The organism is Pseudofrankia coriaricola, from assembly GCF_001854805.1.
Taxonomy (GTDB): domain Bacteria; phylum Actinomycetota; class Actinomycetes; order Frankiales; family Frankiaceae; genus Pseudofrankia.
This window is the reverse complement of sequence record NZ_MBLO01000257.1, coordinates 58,471-77,057: the sequence shown is the minus strand read 5'-3', so window position 1 is coordinate 77,057 and position 18,587 is coordinate 58,471. Positions and strand designations below refer to the sequence as shown.

Annotated in this window: 16 protein-coding genes; 11 read left to right on the top strand and 5 right to left on the bottom strand. The window is 73.5% G+C overall.

Annotated elements, in window-relative coordinates; translation table 11 throughout:
* Window positions 1-145: 145 nt before the first annotated feature.
* Window positions 146-1,522: a PucR family transcriptional regulator gene (locus BCD48_RS37340; protein ID WP_083419784.1), complete on the top strand. Its 1,377-nt coding sequence runs from the start codon at window positions 146-148 to the stop codon at window positions 1,520-1,522.
* A gap of 65 nt (window positions 1,523-1,587) precedes the next feature.
* Here the strand turns inward: BCD48_RS37340 and BCD48_RS37335 are convergent, their stop codons facing one another.
* From BCD48_RS37335 to BCD48_RS51730, 3 genes are all read right to left on the bottom strand, one after another.
* Entirely contained in the window at window positions 1,588-2,403 is an 816-nt protein-coding gene (locus BCD48_RS37335; RefSeq protein WP_071053110.1) for an SDR family oxidoreductase, read from the bottom strand.
* Between the two features lie 277 nt (window positions 2,404-2,680).
* A complete protein-coding gene (locus tag BCD48_RS37330; protein ID WP_071053153.1) occupies window positions 2,681-3,829 on the bottom strand; it encodes an acetyl-CoA C-acetyltransferase in 1,149 nt (382 codons plus the stop codon).
* A gap of 117 nt (window positions 3,830-3,946) precedes the next feature.
* Window positions 3,947-5,053 (bottom strand): LysR substrate-binding domain-containing protein, encoded by a 1,107-nt coding sequence (locus tag BCD48_RS51730; protein WP_071053109.1) that lies wholly within the window; start codon window positions 5,051-5,053, stop codon window positions 3,947-3,949.
* A 203-nt stretch (window positions 5,054-5,256) separates the two neighbouring features.
* Here BCD48_RS51730 and BCD48_RS37320 point away from each other — a divergent pair, with 203 nt between their 5' ends.
* The 9 genes from BCD48_RS37320 (at window position 5,257) to BCD48_RS37280 (ending at window position 14,691) form a co-directional block, all read left to right on the top strand.
* Window positions 5,257-6,717, top strand: a complete 1,461-nt coding sequence (locus BCD48_RS37320) for a 2-hydroxymuconic semialdehyde dehydrogenase (RefSeq protein ID WP_071053152.1) — start codon at window positions 5,257-5,259, stop codon at window positions 6,715-6,717.
* 128 nt (window positions 6,718-6,845) lie between these two features.
* The gene (locus BCD48_RS37315; protein ID WP_241842302.1) at window positions 6,846-7,643 is read left to right on the top strand and encodes a 2-keto-4-pentenoate hydratase; all 798 of its coding nucleotides are present in this window, start codon (window positions 6,846-6,848) and stop codon (window positions 7,641-7,643) included.
* Complete coding sequence (locus BCD48_RS37310; RefSeq protein WP_241842301.1) at window positions 7,640-8,170, top strand: RidA family protein; 531 nt, start codon at window positions 7,640-7,642, stop codon at window positions 8,168-8,170. Before BCD48_RS37315 ends, BCD48_RS37310 begins: the two co-directional genes overlap by 4 nt.
* The gene (locus BCD48_RS37305) at window positions 8,167-8,796 is read left to right on the top strand and encodes a 3-hydroxyanthranilate 3,4-dioxygenase (protein ID WP_241842300.1); all 630 of its coding nucleotides are present in this window, start codon (window positions 8,167-8,169) and stop codon (window positions 8,794-8,796) included. The genes BCD48_RS37310 and BCD48_RS37305 overlap by 4 nt, the downstream gene beginning before the upstream one ends.
* Window position 8,797: 1 nt before the next feature.
* On the top strand, window positions 8,798-9,991 hold the full coding sequence (locus BCD48_RS37300; protein WP_241842299.1) for an amidohydrolase family protein: 1,194 nt from the start codon (window positions 8,798-8,800) through the stop codon (window positions 9,989-9,991).
* Entirely contained in the window at window positions 9,988-11,280 is a 1,293-nt protein-coding gene (kynU, locus tag BCD48_RS37295; RefSeq protein WP_071053107.1) for a kynureninase, read from the top strand. The genes BCD48_RS37300 and kynU overlap by 4 nt, the downstream gene beginning before the upstream one ends.
* A 128-nt stretch (window positions 11,281-11,408) precedes the next feature.
* Window positions 11,409-12,989, top strand: coding sequence for an FAD-dependent oxidoreductase (locus BCD48_RS54460; protein WP_241842298.1), 1,581 nt, complete (start codon window positions 11,409-11,411; stop codon window positions 12,987-12,989).
* Between the two features lie 130 nt (window positions 12,990-13,119).
* Entirely contained in the window at window positions 13,120-13,968 is an 849-nt protein-coding gene (locus tag BCD48_RS37285) for a tryptophan 2,3-dioxygenase (protein WP_083419782.1), read from the top strand.
* 84 nt (window positions 13,969-14,052) lie between these two features.
* Entirely contained in the window at window positions 14,053-14,691 is a 639-nt protein-coding gene (locus tag BCD48_RS37280; protein WP_071053106.1) for a LysE family translocator, read from the top strand.
* A gap of 54 nt (window positions 14,692-14,745) precedes the next feature.
* On the opposite strand, the gene BCD48_RS37275 is transcribed toward BCD48_RS37280, so the two are convergent.
* Window positions 14,746-15,618, bottom strand: a complete 873-nt coding sequence (locus BCD48_RS37275; protein WP_071053105.1) for a patatin-like phospholipase family protein — start codon at window positions 15,616-15,618, stop codon at window positions 14,746-14,748.
* Between the two features lie 455 nt (window positions 15,619-16,073).
* Window positions 16,074-17,414, bottom strand: a complete 1,341-nt coding sequence (locus tag BCD48_RS37270; protein ID WP_071053104.1) for a hypothetical protein — start codon at window positions 17,412-17,414, stop codon at window positions 16,074-16,076.
* 350 nt (window positions 17,415-17,764) lie between these two features.
* On the opposite strand from BCD48_RS37270, the gene BCD48_RS37265 reads away from it, so the two are divergent.
* Window positions 17,765-18,535, top strand: coding sequence for an alpha/beta hydrolase family protein (locus BCD48_RS37265; protein ID WP_071053103.1), 771 nt, complete (start codon window positions 17,765-17,767; stop codon window positions 18,533-18,535).
* Window positions 18,536-18,587 lie beyond the last annotated feature (52 nt).

Genomic DNA, 18,587 nt, shown 5'->3' with positions numbered 1-18,587 from the left:
TCACAGAGGTGCCCGAACCGGGATACCCGGCCGCGCAAGGACGCCGGGGCACCGAGGTGGCAAGGGCGACATCGAGGTCGCCGACCGTCGACATCGAGGTCGGCATCGATCTTCCGCCATGCTGCCCTCGAGAGGATTTGACGTCGTGGCGAACCACGAGCTCCTCGCCCTTCCTCGGCCCGAGCGGCAGGTGATCGCCAGCCCGCCTAACGTGATCTCCGTGCCTCACCAGTCGCCTCGCCCCGGCCGGCCCACGCCGCCGCCGCGGCCGTCGGCGCCGCGGCGCGACCCGGCGGAACTGGCCAGAGAGCTGACCGAGCTCGCCCTGTCCGGCAACGACTGGCGCCCGATGATCCGCACGATCGCGTCCGCCACCGGCCGATCGGTGCGCCTGCTCGACGTCCACGGCGGCGTGCTCGCCACCAGCGGTCCGACCGGCGCCGAGGCCGCCGGCCTCGCCCCGGACGAGGCGCCGGCGGTCAGCGGTGTCGTCGGCGGCGTCCCGGCGCTGCTGGCCCGCCCCGGGTTCACCGAGGTGACCTGCGAGGATGGCTGGCGCGGGCGGGGAGCCACGGTGCGCGCCGGCTCCCGCTACGTCGGCCTGGTGCTGGTCGCCGTCGACCCCGGCGAGACCGACCTGGGCTGGCTGGACGCGCGGGTGAGCGCCGCGCTCACGGCGCTCGCGATCGTCGCGGTCCGCCAGGACGCCGAGGCCGCGGCCCGCGCCGAGAGCGCGAGCCGGCTGATGAGCGAGCTGCGCTTCGGCTCGCCGCGCGGCCACGACGAGCTGCTTCGCTCCGCGGCCCGGTTCGGCCTGGACCTCACCGTCCCGCACGCCGCCGCGCTGTTCTACTACGACGGCCGCCACGGCCGGACGTGGACCACCGGCCTGACCTGGATCGAGAACGGGGCCGCGCAGGACGGCGAGCTGGGCTGGACGGTCCTCACCGGTAACGTCGAACGCGAGCTGGCCCGGATCCGCGACCGGCTGCAGGGCATGGTCGGGCCGGACCGCCCCGTGCTCGCCGCCGCGGGCCCCGTCGTCACCGACAACGGTCACGACCTCGCTGAGACCGCGGCTTCGTTCGCCGAGGCGGAGGCGGTGCTCGCCCTGCTGCGCCACCGCGGCGACGCGACCACCCTGGTGCACTCCCAGCTGGGCCTGGTCGGGCTGCTGCTCGCCGTGCCCCGCGGCCGGCTGGAGGCGTTCGCCCGCGCCGAGCTCGGCCCGCTGCTGGAACGCCCCGACCTGCTGGAGACCCTGGCCGCGTGGCTTGAGACGAACGGCAGCCGAGCCGCCGTTGCCGAGCGCATCCACGTTCACCGCAACTCCGTCGGCTACCGTATGAACCGGGTCCGCGACCTGCTCGGCCTCCAGGAGGACGAGCCGGCCAGGATGTGGCGTCTGCACGCCGCCGTCGTCGCCCGCGAGGTCCTCCAGGCGCTCTCGGCGGCTCCGCCCCAGCCGGACAGCCGCCGCGGTGACGGGCGGCCACGTCCCACGATTCCGGGGATCGACTGACTGACTGACCGACTGACTGGCCGGCCGGCCGGCCGACGCATCGGCGGTGCCGCGGGCGGGCGGCGTCAGCTGATCTTGCGAGTGGCGACGTGGAAGCCGGGCAGCTCGCCGCCGCCGTGGACCTCGAGGTCGGCGCCGGTGACGTACCCGGCGAGCGGCGAGGCCAGGTAGAGGCAGGCGGCGGCGACGTCCGCCGGCGCGGCGGCGCGGCCCATGGGCACGACCGCGTCGATCGCGGCGGTCGCCTCGCCGTAGAAACCGCCGGCGTCGACGGCGGTGTTCGCGAGCCCGACCGTGACGTGGTTGACCCGCACCTTCGGCGCCCACTCCAGCGCGAGCGACGCGGACAGCGCGACCAGGCCGGCCTTGGCCGCCGCGTAGGCGGACGAGCCGGGCGCCGGCCGGCGCCCGGACACGCTGCCGATGTTGACGATCGCGCCGCCGCCGTCCTGGGCCTGCATGACGGCGTTAGCGGGCTGGCTGACGTAGAAGGCGGCGTGCAGGTTGAGGGCGACGACCCGCTCGAAGAACCGCGGCGACACGGTGGCCGCCTCGGCGGCCGGCGCGCCCCCTGCGTTGTTGACGAGCAAGTCGAGCCGCCCGTGCCGCTCGACCGCCGCGTCGACCACGGCCCTGGCCTGCGCCGCGTCGCGCACGTCGGCGGCGACGAAGCTGGCCACGCGCCCGTCGACCGCCGGTCGCACCTGTGGCTCCTGACGCCCGCACACGACGACCTCGGCTCCGGCCGCGAGGAATGCCAGCGCGATGGACCGGCCGATCCCCCGGGTCCCGCCGGTGACGACCACCGTCCTGCCCTCGAAGCTCAGCCCGTGCGCGGCCACGGCTACCGCCGCCGCGACGTCATTCTCGGCTCGCGCCATCCCGCCCACCTCGCCTCCCGAAATTCTTCACGATGCGTGACCGTTCATAAGCGGCTGAGCGGGCCGCTGACGGGCGAACGCGGGCCACCGGGGTAGGTGGGCTGGCTCCGAGGCGGCCAGACGCGGGTGCTCCTTCGCCGCGCTCACCGGCGATCAGCGAACCGTGGCAGATCAGCATGCCTATAGACGGGCTCATCTGACACAGAGCGAAACCGTGCCGCGCAAGTGTGTCGGATGGGCACGTCCATAGACGGGGTGAGCCAACACAGTTCGCCCGTCAGAGGCGTTCGATGATGGTGACGTTGGCCTGGCCGCCGCCCTCGCACATGGTCTGCAGGCCGAAGCGGCCACCAGTGCGCTCCAGCTCGTGCAGCAGGGTGGTCATCAGCCGGGCGCCGGTCGCGCCGAGAGGGTGGCCGAGCGCGATCGCGCCGCCGTTGACGTTGACCTTGTCCAGGTCGGCGCTACACTCGGCCGCCCAGGCGAGCACGACGGACGCGAACGCCTCGTTGATCTCGACCAGGTCGATGTCGCCGAGCGCGCGACCGGCCTTCGCCAGGGCGTGCGCGGTCGCGGGGATCGGCGCGGTGAGCATCCAGACCGGGTCCGCGCCGCGCACCGACAGGTGGTCGATGCGGGCGCGCGGAGTCAGCCCGTGCGTGCGCAGCGCCGCCTCGCTGGCGATCAGGAGCGCGGCGGAGGCGTCCGAGATCTGGCTCGACGTAGCCGCGGTCACCCGCCCGCCCGGCGTCAGCGTCGGCAGGGAACGGATCTTCGGCCAGTTCGGCTCGCGCGGCCCCTCGTCGGCGGCGAGGCCGAAGGTGGACACGATCTCCCGGTCGAAGCGCCCCTCGGCGCGGGCCGCGATCGCCCGCTCGTGCGAGCGGACCGCGAACTCCTCCATCGTGTCCCTGGTCAGCGACCACTTCTCGGCGATCATCTCCGCGGAGCGGAACTGGGAGACCTCCTGCTTCCCGTAGCGGGCGCGCCAGCCCTCCGAGCCGCTGAACGGGTCGGGGAACCCCAGCGCCTGTCCCGCGGTCATCGCGGCGGAGATCGGGATAGCGCTCATGTTCTGCACGCCACCCGCGACCACCAGGTCGGCGGTGCCGGACATGACCGCCTGGGCGGCGAAGTGCACCGCCTGCTGGGAGGAGCCGCACTGACGGTCCACGGTCGTCCCCGGCACGTGCTCGGGCAGCCCGGCGACCAGCCAGCAGGTGCGCGCGATGTCGCCCGCCTGCGGGCCGACGGTGTCGACGCACCCGAAGATCACGTCGTCGACCGCGGCCGGGTCGACCCCGGACCGCCCCATCAGCGCGTTGATCGCGACCGCGCCCAGGTCGGCGGGGTGTATGCCCGACAGCGCGCCCCCGCGCCGCCCTACCGGGGTCCGGACCGCTTCGACGATATAAGCCTCCGCCACGGCCACAGACACTACCAAGCGCTTGCTCGGGAGACCAGCGATCCGCCGACGCATGAGCGCGCACCACCGGGCGGCCCGGCCACCGGGCGGCCGGTGGCCGGTGGCCGGCGGCCGTCGTTACGTCCCGGCCGGGGCGCGCAGGTCGGCGGCGGCGGCGCGCAGGCAGTCGGCCAGCGCGCGGGCGGCCGGCGTGGGCGGGCGGCCCGCGGGCTCGGTCACGCCGACCGACGAGCCGAGCGAGGGCAGCGCCACGGGCAGGTGGCACAGGCCGGGCTCGTCGCGGATGACGAGCTCGGGCAGGGCGGCGATCGAGTCGGTGTGCAGCAGCAGGTGGCGGGTGGTCAGGATCGACATGCACTCGACCCGGTCGGCTGGCAGTGGCAGCGCCTCGCGCAGGAAGGCCGCCTCCAGTTCGCGGCGCAGCGCCGTCTCGGCCACGGGCACCACCCACGGGTAGTGGATCAGGTCCGCGAGCCGGGCGGCTCCCGGAGTTCCCGCCGGATCGGCGGCAGGGTCCCCGCCGGATCCGGGGTCCCTGCCCGATTGGCGACAGGATCCCTCCTCGATCGGCTCCGCCGATCGAGGAGGTAAGCGATCGGGCAGGTCTGGAAGCCGATCCGGCGGGGACCCTGGGAGGTCGGCGATCTGGGAGGTCCGAGTGGCCGCCGGGTGCCCCGTGCGGGCGACCAGGCGGATCGGCTCACGGTAGAGGGTCTCCTGGCGCAGCCGCTCCGCGTCGTCGAGCACGGTGAGACGGCCGACGACGAGGTCGAGCGTGCCGGCGAGCAGTTCGGCGGTGAGCGCCTCGGGGTTGGCCTCCCGCACGATCACGGTGACCTTCGGCCGCTCACTCTTGAGCCGCCCGATCGCGAGCGGCAGCAGCAGGTTCGAGCCGGCGAGATAGGTGCCGACGGCCACCGTGCCGGCGTCGGCCCCGGCAAGCTCCGCGAGGTGGTCCGACGCCGAGCGCAGCTGGGCGAGCACGGCCCTGGCGTGGTCGACGAACGCCTCCCCGAAGGCGGTGGGGGCGAGCCCCCGCGGGCCGCGGTCGTAGAGGCGCACGCCCAGGATCGACTCGACCTCGTGCAGCGCCCGGGTGGCCACCGGCTGCGTCACGTGCAGCCGCTCGGCGGCCCGCACGACGCTGCCGGCGGAGGCGATCGCGTCGACGAGGACGAGATGCCGGATCTTGAGCCGCCCGTCCAGGAGCTGAGGCCGTTCCATCCCGCGAAGCTATACCCATTCAGGCATAGCTCCTCGTCCCCTCGGTATTTGCGGAACATATCTGGGGGCCAGACACTGAACCCATGCAGTCGCCCAGCCGATCGACCAGTCCCGGTCCGGCGCAGACCCGCCCGCTCGAGGCACTCGCGAGCCGACGGACGGACCGGCCGGGAACCCTGACGATCGCCGGGCAGGGAGCGCCCGTGCCGCCCACGATCCACGGCTTCGTCGACGGCGGCTACGCGGAGTCCGCCGGCGGCGCCTGGGACAACGTCGACCCGGTCGACGGCTCGGTCCGGTCCCGCGTCCAGGAGGCCGACGCCGCGCTCGTGGACCGGGCCGTCCGCGCCGCCCGCGCCGCGCTCGACGGCGCGTGGGGCCGCACGTCGGTGGCCGAGCGGGCGGCCCTGATGCGCCGGGTCGCGGACCGGATCGAGGAACGGTCCGAACAGTTCGCCCGCGCCGAGAGCGGCGACACCGGCAAGCCACTGGCGCAGGCCCGGGAGCTGGACGTCGCCCGCGCGGCCGCCAACTTCCGCGCGTTCGCCGACACGGTCGCCGCCGCCGGCCAGCCGTCCTTCCTCACGGAGCTCGCCGGCGGGAAGCAGGCGCTGAACTACGCGGTACGCAGGCCGCTCGGCGTCGTCGCCGTGATCGTGCCGTGGAACCTGCCCCTGCTGCTGCTGACCTGGAAGGTCGCGCCGGCGCTGGCCTGCGGCAACGCCGTCGTCGTCAAGCCCAGCGAGCACACCCCGACGACGGCGACGATGCTCGCCGAGGTGCTCGCCGAGGCCGGCGTGCCGGACGGCGTCTACAACGTGGTGCACGGCTTCGGTCCGGGTTCCGCCGGCCAGGTCCTCACCGAGCACCCCGGGATCGACGGGGTGACGTTCACCGGCTCGTCGGCCACCGGCTCAGCGATCATGCGGGCGGTGGCGCCCCGGGTCCGCCAGGTCTCGTTCGAGCTGGGCGGCAAGAACGCCGCGGTCGTGTTCGCGGACGCGGATCTCGAGGCGACGCTGGCCGGCCTGACCCGCTCGGTCTTCGCCAACACCGGCCAGGTCTGCCTGTGCACCGAACGGGTCTACGTCGAACGGCCCGTCTTCGACGAGGTGGCGAGTGGGCTGGCTGAACGGGCGAAGGCGCTGAAGCTGGGTCATCCGGATGACCCAGCGACCACCACCGGCCCGCTGATCTCGGCCGAGCACCGCGAGAAGGTGCTGAGCTACTACCGGCTCGCGCGGGAGCGAGGCGCCCAGGTCCTCGTCGGCGGCGGCGTGCCGGCGCTCGGCGGCGGGCTCGACGGCGGGTCGTGGATCGAGCCCACGCTGTGGACGGGGCTCACCCACGCCGACCGGCCGATGCGCGAGGAGATCTTCGGCCCGTGCGCCGCCCTCGTCCCGTTCGACACCGAGGACGAGGCGGTCCGCCTGGCCAACGACACCGACTACGGCCTCGCCGCGGCGGTCTGGACGACGAACCTCTCCCGCGGCCACACGGTCGCCCAGCGGATGCGGGTCGGCCTGTCCTGGGTGAACACCTGGTTTCTGCGCGACCTGCGCTCCCCGTTCGGGGGCATCGGCCTGTCCGGCATCGGTCGCGAGGGCGGCGAGCACTCGCTGGAGTTCTACACGGAACTGACCAACGTGTGCGTCGCCCTGTGAGCGCAGGAGCAAGCGAGCGGAGTGGTCGTCCGAGGAACGAGGACGGCCGCGAGCAGGGGTCCCCGTTCGGCGCGGATGCGACGAACGGGGGGGCGATGAGTGCGGCGACGGAGCGAACCCGAGAAACTGTGAGCGCCGCGAGTCCCGTGGGGTCCATCGAGGAGACGGCGGACTACCTGGACGGGGCGAGGCTGCGGGCCGAGGCGGTGCCGCAGCTGCCGCCGGGGCTGCCGCTGGCGGACGCGTACCGGATCCAGCACGCCGTCGTCGGCCGGCGGCTGGAGCGCGGCGAGCGGCTGGCCGGCACGAAGCTCGGGATGACCAGCCGGGCCAAGATGGCGCAGATGGGGATCTCGGAGGTCATCTGCGGCCAGATCACCGACGCGATGGCGGTTCCCGACGGTGGGGCGGTGGACCTCGCCAGGCTGATCCACCCCAGGGTGGAGCCGGAGGTCGCGTTCCGGCTGGCCCGCGACATCGACCTGACCGGTCCCGACGCGGAGGTCGACATCCTCGCCTGCGTCGACGCCGTCGCGCCGGGACTGGAGATCATCGACTCGCGCTACGCGGACTTCCGGTTCAGCCTGCCGGACGTGGTCGCCGACAACACCTCGGCGGCGTTCTTCGTCGTCGGGCCGTGGTGGGCGCTGGACGAGGCGACGCGGGAGGCGCTCGGCGACCTGACGGTCGAGCTGGTTATCGACGGCGAGGTCGCCGAGCGAGGGTCGACCGGCGAGATCCTCGGCCATCCGCTGGACGCGCTGCGGGCGCTGGTCCCGCTCGCGCGCGAGCGCGGGTTCCCGCTGACCGCCGGGCAGATCCTGCTGGCCGGCGCGGCGACCGCGGCGGCGCCGCTGCGCCCCGGCCGGGTCCAAGCCCGGGTCGCGCGTCTCGGCATCGCGAGTGCCGTCGCGGAGTACGCATGACCATCGAACCTGCGGCCGGCCCCGAACCACGGCGCTCGCCGGGCCCGGATCCAGCACTGGCCCCGGATTCCGGTCCGCGTCCGACGGTCACCGGGGCGGGCGACGCGCGGGTCGTCGCTGGGAAGGCGAAGCCGCGAGGGCGGTTTCCGCACCTGAGGCGGGCCGGTGACTTCGTGTACGTCTCCGGGACGTCGTCGCGGCGGCCGGACAACACGTTCGCCGGCGCCGACGTCGACGCGATGGGGACGGCCTCGCTCGACATCCGGGCACAGACGAGGGCTGTGATCGAGAACCTCGGCGCGCTGCTGGCCGAGGTCGACGCGGGCCTGTCCGACCTGGTCAGCGTCACCGGCTATCTCGTCAACATGAACGATTTCGGCGGCTACAACGAGGTGTGGGCCGAGTTCTTCGACGAGACCGGGCCGACCAGGACGACCGTCGCCGTTCACCAGCTGCCACACCCACTGTTGCTGGTCGAGATGCAGGCCGTCGCGCACGTTCCGAGAAGGAGAGAGGGCGGCTCATGACGCTTCCGCAGCCGATCAACTTCCCGAAGTGGATCGAGGAGAACCAGCACCTGCTCAAGCCGCCGGTGGGCAACAGGACCCTGGTGGTGGGCGACGACTACATCGTGCAGGTCGTCGGCGGCCCGAACGCCCGGACCGACTACCACGTCGACCCGTACGAGGAGTGGTTCTACCAGCTCAAAGGCACCATGCACGTCAATGTCATCGACGACGACGGCGCCCCTCGACGCATCGAGATCCACGCGGGCGACACCTGGCTGCTGCCCCGCAACGTCCCACACTCGCCGCAGCGGCCCGAGGCCGGCTCGATCGGCCTGGTCGTCGAGCGGATCCGCGAGGAGGGGCTGCTGGAGAAGTTCCAGTGGTACTGCCCGGCATGCGCGGCCCTGGTACACGAGACGGAACTGCAGGTCCGCGACATCGTGAAGGACCTGCCACCGGTGTTCAACGCGTTCTACGCCGACGAGCAGGCCCGCACCTGTCCGAAGTGCGGCACCGTGCACCCGGGAAAGGCTGCGCTGCCCGAGAAGACGCCGCAGCCGGGAACGACAGCGCAGCCTGAAGAGGCGGCGCAGCCTGAAGAGGCGGCGCAGCCGGGAACGACCGAGCTCCCGGGCAAACGCTGAGATGGGCCCTACAGACGAGATCATCGACGTCCACACCCACTACGTCCCGAGGGGCTGGCCGGACCTCGGCCCAGGCACGCCGACGCCGCGGTTCGAGACCGAGTCCGAACTCATGATCATGATGCGCGGCGAGGAGTTCCGCCGGGTCGCCTCGGACTGCTGGGGCGCCGAGGTCCGGCTGGCCGACATGGACGCCGACGGCGTGAGCAGGCAGGTCGTCTCGCCGACGCCCGTCTTCTTCTCCTATGCCCACGACGTCACCCAGGCGTCGAAGATCGCGCACATCCTCAACGACCTGGCGCTGAAGATCTGCGCGCCGGCGCCCGACCGGCTGCTCCCGATGTGCCAGGTGCCGATGCAGGACCCCGACGCCGCCTGCACCGAGCTCGAGCGCTGTCTGGCCGCCGGGCACGTGGGCGTCGAGATCGGCAACCACGTCGGCGACCTCGACCTCGACAGCGAAGGCGTCGTGACGTTCCTGCAGCACGCGGCGGCACTCGGCGCCCCGGTCTTCGTGCACCCGTGGGACCTGCCGAGCTCGCCCCGGCTGGACCGCTGGATGGCCCAGTGGCTGGTCGGCATGCCGGCGGAGACGCACCTGTCGATCCTCGCGATGATCCTCGGCGGCGTGTTCGACCGGGTGGACGAGCGGCTACGGATCTGCTTCGCCCACGGCGGCGGGTCGTTCGCGTTCTGGCTCGGCCGGCTCGGCAACGCCTGGCACCGGCGGGGTGACGTGATCGGGAGGTCGGAGCATCCGCCGGAGCGCTACCTCGGCCGGTTCTACGTCGACTCGGTGGTCTTCAACAAGGGCGCGCTGCGGCTGCTCGTCGACACGGTCGGCGCCGACCGGGTCGTCGTCGGCAGCGACTACCCCTACCCGCTCGGCGAGCGCCCGGCGGGCGCCGTCGTCCGCACGGCGGAGTTCCTCGACGACGCGACGCGCGCCCGGCTCCTGTCCGGCAACGCGGCCACGTTCCTCGGCCTCGCCGACGCCGACGCTCCGGACCCGGCCGGCACCGCCATGCCAAACCCTGCCGACGACACCGTTCCACGCCCGGCCGACGCCGGCAGCCTGGCCGGGGCCTTGGCCGGCGACGCAGGAGCGGGTACCGCCGGCGCCCGGGCCGTGGCGCCCTCCCCGGCCGCCGGTCCGGCCGGTCCGGCCGGTACGGGTCGAGCGGCGCCAGCATGAGCCCGGCCCAGTCCGGGCAGGAGCGTCACGCGCTGAAGCTCGACGCCGGCGACCCGTTGCCCACGCGGCGGGCCGAGTTCCGCATCCCACCGCACGGCGGCGGCGAGGCGGCGTACTTCGCCGGCAACTCGCTGGGCTTGCAGCCGAAGGCGCTGCGTGCCCGCCTCGGCGAGGAGCTCGATGACTGGGCGAGCCTGGCGGTCGAGGGCCATCTGGAGGGCCGACGGCCCTGGTTCTCGTACCACGAGCTACTGCGCGGGCCAGCCGCCCGGCTGGTGGGCGCCCTCCCCCGCGAGGTCGTCGTCATGAACTCGCTGACGGTCAACCTGCACCTGCTGATGGTCAGCTTCTACCGGCCGGCCCCCGAGCGGCACGCGATCCTCATCGAGGACGCCGCGTTCCCGTCCGACAGCTACGCGGTGCGCAGCCAGGCCGCCTTTCACGGCTACGACCCGGACGAGGCGGTCATCCGGCTCGCGCCTCGCGTGGGCGAGGCGGCGCTGCGTTCCGAGGACGTCGTGTCCTACCTGGCGGAGCACGGTCACAAGGTCGCGCTCGTTCTGCTGGGCGCCGTGAACTACTACAGCGGCGAGCTGCTCGACATAGCCGCGATCACCGCCGCCGGGCACGCGGCAGGGGCGGCGGTCGGCTGGGACCTGGCACACGCGGCCGGCAACGTCGAGCTCCGGCTGCACGACGCGGGCGCCGACTGGGCGGCCTGGTGTTCGTACAAGTACCTCAACGCCGGCCCCGGCTCGCTGGCCGGCGCCTTCGTCCACGAGCGGCACCTGGCTGACCGGGCCCTGCCGAAGCTGGCGGGCTGGTGGTCGACGGACCCCGCGACCCGCTTCCAGATGGCGCCGGTCGCGCGCCCGGTCGACTCCGCCGACGCCTGGCAGCTGTCGAACCCGCCGATCCTGTCGATGTCGGCCGTGCTGCTCTCGCTGGAGATGTTCGACCAGACAGGCATGCCGGCGCTGCGGGCCAAGAGCCTGCGCCTGACGGCATACCTGGAGGCGCTGCTCGACGAGGTGTGCGTCGGGCGGCCGGCCCAGATCGTCACGCCGCGCGAGCCGAGGCGCCGCGGCGCGCAGCTCTCGGTGCGCGTCCACGGCCGCGACGTCGGCCCTCTCACCGAGCGGCTGCGCCAGGAGCACGGCGTCTTCGCCGACGCCCGCCGCCCGGACGTCATCCGGCTGGCTCCGGCGCCCCTGTACAGCACCTTTCACGACTGTTGGCGCGCCGCCACCGCGCTCGCGGCCGTGCTCGACGGCGGAAGACCCGGATGAGCAGGGCTTCCGATGGCTGAACGAGCCGGGGTCCGCATGAGCCGGGGTCCGCATGAGTCATGGCCCGCCGGGTCAGAACGGGGAAGACGGCGGAGGGCGAGCGCCCAGGATCAGGTGACGGAGGACAGGTGACAGAACACCCGGGCGCGGCGGGCGGTCAGCGCGTCGTGATCGTCGGCGCGGGCCTGGCCGGCTGCCTGCTGGCGACGCTGCTCGGCCGGCGCGGGATCGAGGTCGCCGTCTACGAGCGGCGCGACGACCCGCGCGCGAGCGCGGCCGAGCGCGGCCGCTCGATCAACCTCGCGATCTCGGCCCGCGGGCTCGCGGCGCTCGGCCAGGTCGGCCTGGAGGAGCAGGTGCTGTCACGGGCGCTGCCGATGCACGGCCGGATGGTGCACGACCAGTCCGGCGCGCAGAGCTTCCGGCCGTACAGCGCCGACGGGACGCGCGCGATCAACTCGATCAGCCGGGCGGAGCTCACCCGCGCCCTGCTCGACGTCGCCGCGAAGACCCCCGGCGTCCGGCTGTCCTTCGGCTGCCGGCTGACCGGGGTGGACCTCGCCGCCGGCGAGCTGCGGTTCGAGACGGCCGACGGGCCTCAGCCAAAGCGGCTGGCAGGCTGGCCACAGACGACCTCCCAGATCGCCGACCTCCCAGATCTGCTTCGCAGATCCGGCAGGGACCCTGTCGCCGATCCGGCAGGAACCCCGAGCCGCGGAGGCGTTTCCCCATCGACACAGCTGGCGCGGGCGGACGTCGTGCTGGCCTGTGACGGCGCCTTCAGCGCCGCCCGCCGCGCGGTGACCTTCCGCACCGGTTTCACCTTCAGCCAGGACTACCTGGACCACAGGTACAAGGAGCTGACGATCCCGGCGCGCGGCGGCGAATTCGCCCTGGACCCGGACGCGTTGCACATCTGGCCACGCGGCGAGTCGATGATGATCGCCCTGCCGAACCTGGACCGGTCCTTCACCTGCACCCTGTTCTGGACCGCCGAACAGTTCGCGGCGCTGACGACGCCGGACGAGATCGTCGGGCACTTCCGCGAGCACTATCCCGACGTCGCCAGACTGGCCCCGAGCCTGGTCGACGACTACCAGCGCAACCCGCTCGGGTCGCTGGCGACGATCCGCGCCTGGCCGTGGGTTCACCACGGCACGAGCAGCACGGCTGGCACAGGCGACCCAGGCGACGCGGCCGACCCAGGCGACGCGGCCGGCACGAGCGACACCGCCAGCACGAGCGGCCGGGGTGGCGGCGCGACGCTCGCGCTCGTGGGAGACGCGGCGCACGCGATCGTCCCGTTCTTCGGCCAGGGCGCGAACTGCGCCTTCGAGGACTGCGTTGAGATCGACCGGTGCCTGGCGGAGACCGGCGGCGACTGGGCGGCGGCGCTCGCCAGTTACGAACGGCGCCGCAAGGCCAACTGTGACGCCATCGCCGAGATGGCCCTGGACAACTTCGTCGAGATGCGCGACCGCGTGAACTCGCACGCCTTCCAGGTCAGGGTCGCGGCCGAGCACTGGCTGGAGCGCCGCCTGCCAGGCCGCTACGTCTCCCGCTACGAACTGGTGAGCTTCACGACCAGGCCGTACGCCGAGATCCCGAACCGGATACGCCGCCAGAACCGGCTCACCGCCCTCGCCGCGGGCGGCCTGGCCGGAGCCGCCGGCCTGCTGGCCGCGACCGTCCGCGGACGGAACCGGTGAACGCGGGACCGACGCCGTCGACGCCCGCCGAGACCCCGCTGGGCGCCGTGACATCCCGGCCAGACATCACCGGCATCCACCCGGTCCTCCGCGGTGACGTGCCCGGTGGACGAGGAAACGGAGGACATTGGTGAGCACGGCATCAGGCACCTCCGCACCGGCCGGCGGCCCCGGCGGCCGCGCCGAAAGGGCCGACGCCACGACCAGCCACGGTGATCTGACCTATGGCGGCTACCTCCACCTCGACGAGCTGCTGTCCTGCCAGCACCCGCGCACCGACGAGCACGACGAGCTGCTGTTCGTGATCATTCACCAGGTCTACGAGCTGTGGTTCAAGCAGATCCTGCGCGAGCTCGACCTGTTGCGGCACCGCCTGGAGTCCGGCGACGGCGTCGGCGCTCTGCAGACCGCCAGGCGCGTCGCGAAGATCCTCAAGACGGTCGTGGGCCAGCTGGACGTCCTGGAGACGATGACCCCGCGCCAGTTCGCGCGCTTCCGCCCGGAGCTCGGCAGCTCGAGTGGCTTCCAGTCGTTCCAGTTCCGCTGGATCGAGGCCACCCTCGGCCGCCGCGACTTCGCCGGCTCCGGGAGCCCGGACGACGCCACCCTCGACGCCATCATGCGCCGCCGCTCGATCTTCGACTCCCTGCTGCGCTACCTCGCCACCGCCGGCTGGAAGCTCCCTGACGAGATCCTCGACCGCGACCCCCGCCTGCCCTGGCCCGGTGGGGACGAACTCGTCCAGGCGGCCCTCGCCGAGGCGTACGCCGACGAGCGCGGCGTACCCGCCGGCGTGTGCGAGGCCCTCGTCGACATCGACGAGGGCATCCAGGAGTGGCGATACCGCCACGTCAAGATGGTCGAACGCATCATCGGAGCCAGGACCGGCACCGGCGGCTCCCCCGGCGCCGAGTACCTGCGCTCCACGCTCTTCCATCCGAGTTTCCCCGACCTCTGGCAGGTCCGCTCCCGCCCCTGACGCCCAGCTCCAGGCCGGGAGGGCGCGCCGAGCACGGGCATCAGCCAGGCCCGCCGTCGCCGCGTTCGCGGATAAGATCCCCAAATGATCTCTGGTGGACAGTTGGCCGGGTTCGCCGTCGCCGCGTTCGTCCTGATCGTGGTTCCGGGTCCGAGCGTGCTGTTCGTGGTCGGGCGGGCGCTGTCGCTGGGGCGGGGGCCCGCGATCGTGAGCGCGGTCGGCAGCGGGCTGGGCAACTACGTCGTGGCGGTGCTGGTCGCCTTCGGCCTGGGCACGCTGGTGGAGCGCTCGGCGATCGCCTTCCTGGCCGTGAAACTGGCCGGCGGGACCTATCTCGTCTGGCTGGGCATCCAGGCGATCCGGCACCGCCGCGAGCTGGCGGCGGTGGCCGGTGAGCATGTCGAGGCGCTGTCGAGGTGGCGGACGATCCGGCAGGGCTTCGTCGTCGGGGTCACCAACCCCAAGGCACTGATCATGTTCGGCGCGGTGCTGCCCCAGTTCGTCAGCCGCGAGGCGGGGCACATTCCCGCCCAGATGCTGCTGATGTCGCTGCTCGCGATCGGCATCGGGCTGGTCTCCGACAGCGGGTGGGCGATGGTCGCGAGCGCCGTGCGGTCGTGGTTCACCGGGAACCCGCGGCGCCTGGCGGCCATCGGCGGCGCCGGCGGCCTGGCCATGATCGGCGTGGGCCTCAACGTCGCCGTCACCGGCCGCCATAGTTAGGGGGCGTCACCGCCACCTGCCGGCGACAGCACCCGCGGTTTCGGAGCCACCGGTCTACGCTCCGGCCGCTCCGGCCGCTCCGGCGGTCCAGAACTCGCGGACGGCGTGGGACAGGGACCAGCCCTGGCGGCGCCCGGCGCGGGCGGAGGCGGGGCGGACGGCGGGGTCGAGCGAGTTCAGGCCGAAGGCGGCGCGAGCGGCATCGTCGGCGGTGACGACCAGGACGCGGCTACCGGACTTCTCCAGGTCGTGTACCTCGTCCTCGATGCCGAGGAACGGGCCGCGGCCCGGGGTGGTCATCGGGGCCATGACGAGGACGGTGTCGTGGCCGGCGGCGAGGGTGGCGTTGGTCGCCGAGCCGGAGCCGCCGTCGAGGTAGCGGCGGCCGTCGATGCTCACGGGCGGCCAGACCCCGGGGACGGCGCAGCTCGCCGCCACCGCGTCCACCAGCGGCACGCCCGAGTCCTTGTCGAAGGTCACCAGCGTGCCGCGCTCGGCGTCGATCGCGGTGACGAGGAGCCGGCGCGCCGGCCACTCGTGCCGGGGAAGCCGGGCCTCGATGACGCGGCGCCGCTCGGCCTCGCTGACGGTCGGGGTGGCCAGCGCCATCGCGCCGATCCGGGACAGCGCGCCGGGCAGGTCACGGGCACCGCTGATGGCCTCGCCGAACATGTTCGCCAGCAGGTCGACGTCGAGCTTCACGGTGAGCTCGGCGCCAGCGCCGGCGCCCTCCAGGTGGGCGGCGAGCTGCTCGTCGAGGCTCTGCCCGGTGCGCAGCAGGGCGCCGACGACCGAGCCGGCGGACGTTCCGATCACGGTGTCCGCCGCGGTCAGGTCCGACCCGCCGTGGGTGAGCTCCGCGAGCAGCCCGATCTCCCATGCGATCCCGGCCAGCCCACCACCGCCGAGCACCAGCGCCCGCGACATCCGCCCCTCCTTCTTCCTGGTTCGCTCCGTGCGGGCACGGCGCTCCGGCCCCTCACTCGCTTCGCTCCCGAGGGACCTCCGCGCCGTGTCCTCCTCCGCTCACGGGCGCTACGGCGACCTCGCTGCGGCCCAACCACGTTCGCTTCGCTCGTGGCCGGGCCTCCGCGAGGCGCGCCTCCGCGCCCAGCACGGTCACCCACCGCCGAAACCTCACCTATCCACAGCCAGCCCGCACGGGGTCCCTTCGCTTCGCTCGTGGCCGGGCCTCCGCGAGGCGCGCCTCCGCGCCCAGCACGGTCACCCACCGCCGAAACCTCACCCATCCACAGCCAGCCCGCACGGGGTCCCTTCGCTTCGCTCGTGGCCGGGCCTCCGCGCCGACGCGGTCACCCGCCGCTGAACGTCCAATCCCTGCGGGCTCCGTTCCCGGGGTGGGCGGCCGGGTCCTGGGTGTCCTACACCAGCTGGTCGCGGAGGGTGGCGGCCGCTGCCCGGACCTCGTCGTCGAAGGCGCGGCGCAGCTGCTCGCGACGCTTGCGGCGGGCGGCGGAGACCGTCTCCGGGGTGACCGGCTCGGAGTCGGCCACGGGCGGCGCCGGTGCCGGTGGGCGGGGGACGCTCGGCGGGTCGGCGAACTCGCGGTAGAGCAGCCAGCAGCCGTGGATCCCGGCGAGCAGGTCCTCGAGAAGGTCGACCGCCGGCCGGCGCGGGTCCAGCGGGGTCAGCCGGTCCGGCAGCAAGAGCGTCTCGCCGAACTCCTCGTCGTCATCGTCATCGTCGTCGTCATCGAGGCCGCGGACGTCGTCCAGGTCGTCGTCCGCGGAACGGTCGCCCACGCCGCGGATCTGGATCGCCAGGCCCTCGGTCGGCAGGATCGGCGTGCGCGTCTGCCGGCGCGGCAGCCGCTCCTCGCCCTCGTCGTCCGGGGCCGGCGGACCGTCCTCGACGATCTCCGCGACCCATTCGAAGATGTCGTCCAGGTCGGGGTTGCGGCCCTCGGCGACGACCAGCGCGTGCGCGATCAGGTCGAGCACCGCCTCGCGGGGCGAGTCGCCCCCGTCGACCTGGTGAAGCACCAGCGTGGGCGTGCGGTGCGGGAGCGGCTCGATGGTGTCGGCCTCGGCCACGACCTGGGTGACGTCGAGGTCGGCGTGCCGGGCGGCCACGATCGCCGCCGCGTGCAGCCAGTGCGCCGCCGCGATCGCGGCCGCCGTCGGTTCGACGTCGGTGAACAGCGCGCGGCTGCCGAGCGGGTCGCCGCGCAGCAGCGCGTCGGCGGCGGCGACCTGCAGCGGCGACGCGTCCGCGCGGCTGAGCGTCACCGCCTGGCGGGCGCGGCCCGACAGCTCGCCCAGCTCGGCGCGCTCGACGGCGTCGAGCTCAGCCCGCACCTCCGCGGCGACCTCGGTGGTCAACTCGGTGTCGGAGATCGCGTGCAATGCCCGGCCGACCCGGTGCGCCGCCTCCTCGACGACGACCACGGCCTGCTGGATCAGCCCCTCATGTGGCAGGTGCGGCTGCTCGATCGCCGCTATCGCCTTGCCGAAGACATCCCTGCCGCGGCCGGTCAGGCTGTCGTCACCCGTCGGCAGCGCCTGCAGCGCCGACTCCTCCGGGTGCGTGTAGGTACGCCAGGCGGCGGCGGAGAGAAATGTCAACGTGCGCGCCAGTTGCAGCGCGTCCGACTCGTCGACGGCCCGTGGGAACCGGGCGACCTTCTCAGCGACGTCACCCAGCCCGGTATCCCACGACACCATCAGCGTGCGGTCGTGGACGTCCACCGCGTACCGGCTCATCGGCGGCCACCTCCCCGTGCGCCCGGGCACGGCCTGTTGGCATTGTGCCCGGAGGGCACCGCCCCGTTGGCATGATGCCCGCCACGTGCGGGAGAAACATGATCATGCCTCCTCCGGAGGGCGGGCACCCCCGTGATCAGGCTACGTCGAGCCAGGCGTCCTGGCACCGCCAGCCGCCCACGACGTCCACCGTGGGCCCGTCTGCCCCGCGCTTGTCCGGCTCAGGGCGGCCGCCGGCCGCCAATCGGACCGAAATGTAAATCGAACCGTAACTTACCGGTTACATTTGCGCCGCCCGGCAGCCACGTCCCGAGGCGGGCCATTGCCGATCTGCCGGGGAGAATGGCGGGATGAGGCCCGCGATCCACAGGTATGGCCCCGGTCCGGACCAGTTCGGCGAGCTGTGGCTGCCCGTGGATGACGCCGGCGCCTCGCCCACCACCGGCGTAGTGATCTTCTTGCACGGCGGGTTCTGGCGGGCGCGTTACGGTGTCTCGGAGGGATGGCCGCTGGCGGCCGACCTGGCCCGGCACGGGTACGCGGTGTGGAACCTGGAGTACGGGCGGGTCGGCCGGGGCGGCGGCTGGCCGGCGACGTTCGCGGATGTCGCGGCCGGAATCGACCTGCTCGCCGACCTACCCGTCGACACGTCACATGTCGTCGCGATCGGGCACAGCGCGGGCGGCCACCTCGCGACATGGGCGGCCGGGCGGGCGAAGCTGCCCGCCACGGCGCCGGGCGCCGGGCCGCGGGTGCGGCTGACGGCGGTGGTGTCCCTGGCGGGCGCGCTGTGGCTCGCGGACTGCGCGCGCGGCGGCGTCGGCGGGACGGCGGCCCTCGACCTCATGGGCGGCGGCCCGGACGACCTGCCCGGGGAGTACCGCCTGGCCGACCCGTCCGCGGCCATCCCGCTGCGCGTGCCCGTCCTGTGCGTCCACGCCCGCGCCGACGACGAGGTCCCGTTCGGCCAGAGCGTCCGCTACGTCGAGGCCGCCACCGGAGCCGGCGCCCCCGCGAGCCTGCTGGAAGCCCAGGGCGACCACTACACGCTGACCGACCCCTCTTCCCCCGACTGGTCCCTGGTCGTCGAGGCCCTCCCCGGCCTTCTCGGCGCCGGGTAGGGCCTGGCGGCCTATGCCCGCTCTGGGTGGCCTTGACGCCAGCTATTCACTC

Coding starts and splice junctions, on each gene's coding strand:
- BCD48_RS37335 (WP_071053110.1), bottom strand. CDS start 2,403: ATGGCGCGAGCCGAGAATGACGTCGCGGCGGCGGTAGCCGTGGCCGCG.
- BCD48_RS51730 (WP_071053109.1), bottom strand. CDS start 5,053: ATGGAACGGCCTCAGCTCCTGGACGGGCGGCTCAAGATCCGGCATCTC.
- BCD48_RS37310 (WP_241842301.1), top strand. CDS start 7,640: ATGACCATCGAACCTGCGGCCGGCCCCGAACCACGGCGCTCGCCGGGC.
- BCD48_RS37305 (WP_241842300.1), top strand. CDS start 8,167: ATGACGCTTCCGCAGCCGATCAACTTCCCGAAGTGGATCGAGGAGAAC.
- BCD48_RS37300 (WP_241842299.1), top strand. CDS start 8,798: ATGGGCCCTACAGACGAGATCATCGACGTCCACACCCACTACGTCCCG.
- kynU (WP_071053107.1), top strand. CDS start 9,988: ATGAGCCCGGCCCAGTCCGGGCAGGAGCGTCACGCGCTGAAGCTCGAC.
- BCD48_RS37280 (WP_071053106.1), top strand. CDS start 14,053: ATGATCTCTGGTGGACAGTTGGCCGGGTTCGCCGTCGCCGCGTTCGTC.
- BCD48_RS37275 (WP_071053105.1), bottom strand. CDS start 15,618: ATGTCGCGGGCGCTGGTGCTCGGCGGTGGTGGGCTGGCCGGGATCGCA.
- BCD48_RS37270 (WP_071053104.1), bottom strand. CDS start 17,414: ATGAGCCGGTACGCGGTGGACGTCCACGACCGCACGCTGATGGTGTCG.
- BCD48_RS37265 (WP_071053103.1), top strand. CDS start 17,765: ATGAGGCCCGCGATCCACAGGTATGGCCCCGGTCCGGACCAGTTCGGC.